Genomic DNA, 5,024 nt, shown 5'->3' with positions numbered 1-5,024 from the left:
CAGCCCCTCCCATCACGCAAAAACAGCCCCTTCCTGAAATAGAGACAGTAATGAGGGCTTTTTATTTAACGATAGGGGGGTCAAAATTGGGTTATCGCAGGGGGTCAATTTTGGGTTGTCATTTCGACATTCCAGCTGTCGAAATAGAGAATCGTATTAAAGTAATTCAACAAAAGCTACAAGATAACGAGATTGACGGTCTTGTTGTGATTCAACAAGTGGACTTGTTCTATTTTTCAGGCACTGCGCAAAACGGGGTTCTTTATATTCCGGCTGCTGGGGATTCGCTGCTGATGGTAAAACAATATCACCCCCGGGCGATTAAGGAATCACCCCTTAAAAATGTGATTGAAATTAAGTCTGTTAAGGAGGTACCCGAAAGAATTTTTGATTATTATGGCGGAATCGGTGAAACCATCGGATTTGAGTTGGATATTCTTCCCGTAAAGGATTTTAATTTCTATCGTAAACTATTTCCGGACTGTTCGATAGTAGACGGATCTGCTTTGATTCTGGAAACCCGGATGATTAAGTCGTCTTGGGAAATTGAGCAGATGAGCAAGGTCGCCACGATATCAGAAAAAACCTTTGTGTTCATGAAATCTGTGATCAGACCCGGGATGAGTGAAATTGAGCTTGCCGGCATGGGCGAGGCGTTTTCAAGGAAATATGGCCATCATGGAAAGACACACAAACGCGATTTTCTGTCACATGGGGGGTATAGTGGCCACGTGTTGAGCGGCGAAAACAGCGCCATGCTGGGCCCGTTGGATTCACCGGCGAGTGGCGCCGGGACGTCGGCAGCGTTTCCATGCGGACCCGGGTGGAAGAGATTTAAAAAAAACGAACCAATCCTCGTAGACTTTGCCTCTGCTATATATGGGTACCATATGGATGAAACCCGAATGTTCGCCATTGGTGCTATGCCCCAAAAGGCTTTAGATACGAGTAAAGCAGCCATTGAGATTCACAATGCCATATTGGAAAAACTAAAACCCGGAATGAGCGCCCACGAGATATTTGAGTTTGGGCTTTCGGTGGCACAGCGCAAGGGGTATCAGGAATCCTATTTGGGACCCGAGGGATATCAGACGACGTTTGTAGGCCATGGGATTGGGATGGAATTGGTGGAACCGCCGATACTGGCCAGGGGAAAACACATTTTACTCACACCGGGTATGACCTTTGCCCTGGAACCCAAGCTTGTGGTTAAGGATGAATTCATGGTTGGCGTTGAAAGCGTTTTCCTGGTAACTGAAACCGGCACCCGCCTTATTTCAAAGGTTCCGGTCGAGATACTGATCTGCTGATGCCTTGCGCTGTGATTGATACCGACTATAAAACAATCCTACCTCCCCCGGCAAAAGAAACTATTACTTTCCAGTAAATTTGAGTTAATGGAGAAACGGGATGTCTAAATTGTTTGAAACAGAGACAATCAACAGCATGCGTCTTTCTAATCGCTTTGTCCGGTCGGCTACATGGGAGGGCTGCGCGTTCGAGGATGGGGAATGCTCACCAAAACTAGTAGAAATGATGGCTGAATTGGCAGCAGGAGAAGTTGGTCTGATTATCACCGGGCACGCTTATATTCGCCCGGATGGCAAAGCCGGAATTGGGCAATTGGGTATCTATAAAGATGAACTGATTCCCGGACTGCAAAAAATGGTCGAGGCGGTGCACCGTCGTGGCGGCAGGATCGTTATGCAGCTTGCTCACGCTGGATGCTTCACCCATTCGAATTTAACAGGGCTTATGCCAATGGCGGTTTCTCATACTGAAAAATATACAACTGAAACCCATAAAGATCTTAGCCAAGACGATATCAACGAACTCGTTTCGGCATTTAGTCATGCGTCCCGGAGGGCTCAAAAGGCCGGTTTTGACGGTGTGGAGATACACGGTGCACATGGGTACCTGTTAAGCCAGTTTCTGGCCCCCCGATATAATAAAAGAACCGATAAGTATGGCGGCTCAATTGAAAGCCGTGCGCGGATTTTGCTGGAAATTGTTACCGCCATCCGTGAAGTCACAGGTCCAGGCTACCCGATTTTGATCAAGATGAATTCAGAAGACTTTTGGGCAGGCGGAATGACGTTAGAGGAATCCGTTAGGGTCGGCGAGATGCTTGTCGAAGCGTCTCTGGATGCCATCGAACTTAGCGGTGGCACGCTCGGTTCAGGAAAACTGATTCCTTCTCGTCTGGGGATTTCATCACCAGATAAAGAAGCCTATTTTCAAGAGGCGGCTATGGTGTTCAAGAAAAAAATCAACATACCAGTTATACTTGTGGGCGGCATCCGATCTTTCGATGTTGCGGAAAGACTGGTGGTAAATGGCGTCGCGGACTTGATTTCCATGAGTCGCCCCTTTATTCGGGAGCCGAAACTGATCAAACGATGGAAAACCGGTGATAGGAATAAAGCAGCATGCGAATCCGACAACCTCTGTTTTCAGCCGGCAATAGAGGGAAAGGGTATCTGCTGTGTGGTTGAAGAACGGCTACGCAACAAGGTTCTAAATTCACCACGCTGAATTCATAAGCGCTTAACGTTTCCATTTAGCACAAGTTCCCCATTATTTTCCAAGGCTTTTCTGCCCTGATAATTGGCATTGGCAGCCCGAACGACCAACTATTAAAAGACATTCTCCTGAAAAAACGGGTTCCTTAAATCGAAAATAGGATTTTCAGGAAAATTATTATAGTACAATTGGTGAAAAATGTACCGTATAGATGCATTGATAATAGATTGTAGCTTGAATATATAGCAAATATAGTGGTTTGTATAGCATCATCAGTAGGTGCGGTCGGCTTTATTTGATTTTGTAGTCTGATCGTGCCCCATGATGTGTTTGGTTGTATTTGCCGCTTCGATTCTGTTGAGTGCGCCAGGCACCTCAGTCCATACCCGAAAGGTGGCGGTGTACAATAGAGGAGTATCGATGATGCTGCGAATTTCATGTGTGCAGATTCTTTGTTTTTGTCTGCCGGGTGGCCGGTGAATCAAGAAGTGTTTTAAAGGAGAATTTTTATGGCGCAGGTTATTTCCGATCGTAGAGACATTGATTTCGTGCTTCATGAACAACTTGAAGTGGCGAACTTGAGCCAACATCAGCTATATGAAGATTTTGACAAAGAAATGGTGGATTTGATCATTTCGACGGCCAGGGATATGGCCGTTCGAGAAATTTTTCCGACCCTGAAAATAGGCGATGAAATCGGCTGCAAGTATGAAAATAACCACGTAATTACACCAAATGAGTTCAAACGCGCCTGGCAGGCATTAAAAGAGGGGGACTGGTTCGCTATCGATCGCCCGCGGGAATTTGGCGGGCAGGGGATGCCGGCCACTGTCGCCACGGCAGCGAGAAACTATATGGTTGGGGCAAACATGGGATTAATGTTTCTTGTGCTTCTGATCCACGGCCCTGGCATGTTGATAGAGATGTTTGGCTCTGAACATCAACGAAAGCTCTATCTTGAAAAACTCTACTCCGGAGAATGGGCTTGCAGCTTGATGATGACCGAACCGGATTCCGGCTCGGATTTATCGCATTTAAAAACCACCGCAACCAGAAATTCGGACGGAACCTTTTCCCTCACCGGAAATAAAATATTTATCACTTACGGGGATCAGGACCTGACCGATAACATTATTCATGTGGTATTGGGTAGAATAAAAGGCGCTCCCTCGGGTGCCCGAGGTGTATCCCTTTTTCTTGTACCTAAAATTCGAATTAACAGCGACGGCAGCCTTGGGGAGAGAAACGACGTTTACTGTACCGGGATCGAAAAGAAGATGGGACAGCATAGTGCTCCCAGTTGTGCCATGACGATGGGCGGCAGGGGGGAATGTATCGGAACATTATTAGGGCCTGAAAACAAAGGGTTAAGTTCTTTGTTCGTCATGCTTAATCATTTCAGGCAGATAATTGGTATGCAAGGGATGTCCATGGCGTGTTCTGCCTATCTTTACGCTCTGGAGCATGCGAGGAACCGCTTCCAGGGTTCCCGGCTGGGCACCAAAGACCCGTCGCCGATCTCCATCATTAACCATCCAGACATCAGGCGAATGCTGATGATCATGAAGATGTACACCGAGGGAACGCGTAGCTTGCTTTATTATATTGCGAATTGCGAAGATAAAAAAGCGGTTTCCAAAAGTTCGGAAGAGAAGGAAAAATTTCAGAATCTGGTAGATTTTCTGATTCCTGTCGCAAAAAGCTATGTGACAGACCGGGCTGTGGAGATATGCAACCTCGGCATGCAGATTTTTGGCGGATACGGATATATTAAAGATTATCCGGTGGAGCAGTTGGTGAGGGATGTTAAGATTTTGACCATCTATGAGGGGACCAACGGAATTCATGCTATTGATTTGATGGGCCGAAAGCTCATGCTCAAAGGGGGCCGGCTTTTCAGGGATTTTATGAGCGAGGTTTGGAGGACTGTCGATACGGCCAAAGAAATAGCGGGAATAGATGTGTTTGCTCAGAAAGTGAGAAACGCCGTGGAGAAACTGGAGGCGGTTGTGTCGCATTTAGTTAATACCGCAAAGGGGCCTGATATCGAACATGCTTACCTTTATGCATCTCCTTTCATGGATGTGACCGGAGATGTCATTATGGCATGGATGCTTCTCTGGAGGGCCACCGTCGCGAGCCGAAAATTGATGGAAGAAGAAAATATTCTGGATCAGGCATTCTACCGGGGCCAGATTGAGTCGGCTGAAAACTTTATTAGAACCGTGCTGCCAACGACTTTGGCACGCATGGGGATCATCATGGATGCATGCACTGCGGCGCTTACGATTTCCGACGAGGCTTTTGGCTGTAAATAAGCGATTGATTTATTCATGCCCTTTTGGTGTAGCGGCTTCCGTTATGTCAGTTTAGGACCAATGCCGTTTCCTTAACAATTTGTTTTGTATTCATAGAAAAATCGATGTTGTTTGACCCTGTGTCGCCTTGGAAATTTTCTGTTGGGTCTCACGGATTCTGTCGTCTGAATGAATATGGTTCTT

The 5,024-nt window shown here is 46.5% G+C and carries 3 protein-coding genes; all 3 read left to right on the top strand.

All coding sequences use genetic code 11. The features are described 5' to 3' along the window. A partial coding sequence (locus RBT11_20490; protein ID MDX9789163.1) for a Xaa-Pro peptidase family protein occupies nucleotides 1–1,310 on the top strand: 1,310 nt, incomplete at its 5' end. Nucleotides 1,311–1,410: 100 nt separating this feature from the next. Beyond that, nucleotides 1,411–2,535: an NADH:flavin oxidoreductase gene (locus RBT11_20485; GenBank protein MDX9789162.1), complete on the top strand. Its 1,125-nt coding sequence runs from the start codon at nucleotides 1,411–1,413 to the stop codon at nucleotides 2,533–2,535. A 497-nt stretch (nucleotides 2,536–3,032) separates the two neighbouring features. Further along, nucleotides 3,033–4,841, top strand: coding sequence for an acyl-CoA dehydrogenase (locus tag RBT11_20480; GenBank protein ID MDX9789161.1), 1,809 nt, complete (start codon nucleotides 3,033–3,035; stop codon nucleotides 4,839–4,841). Nucleotides 4,842–5,024: the final 183 nt, after the last annotated feature.

This window comes from Desulfobacterales bacterium (assembly GCA_034003325.1).
GTDB lineage: Bacteria > Desulfobacterota > Desulfobacteria > Desulfobacterales > JAFDDL01 > JAVEYW01.
The sequence above is the reverse complement of the archived record's forward strand: the minus strand, read 5'-3'. Positions and strand labels throughout refer to the sequence as shown.

Excerpts from the sequence above, each read along its gene's own strand:
- RBT11_20480 (MDX9789161.1), top strand. The coding sequence starts at position 3,033 with ATGGCGCAGGTTATTTCCGATCGTAGAGACATTGATTTCGTGCTTCAT.
- RBT11_20485 (MDX9789162.1), top strand. The coding sequence starts at position 1,411 with ATGTCTAAATTGTTTGAAACAGAGACAATCAACAGCATGCGTCTTTCT.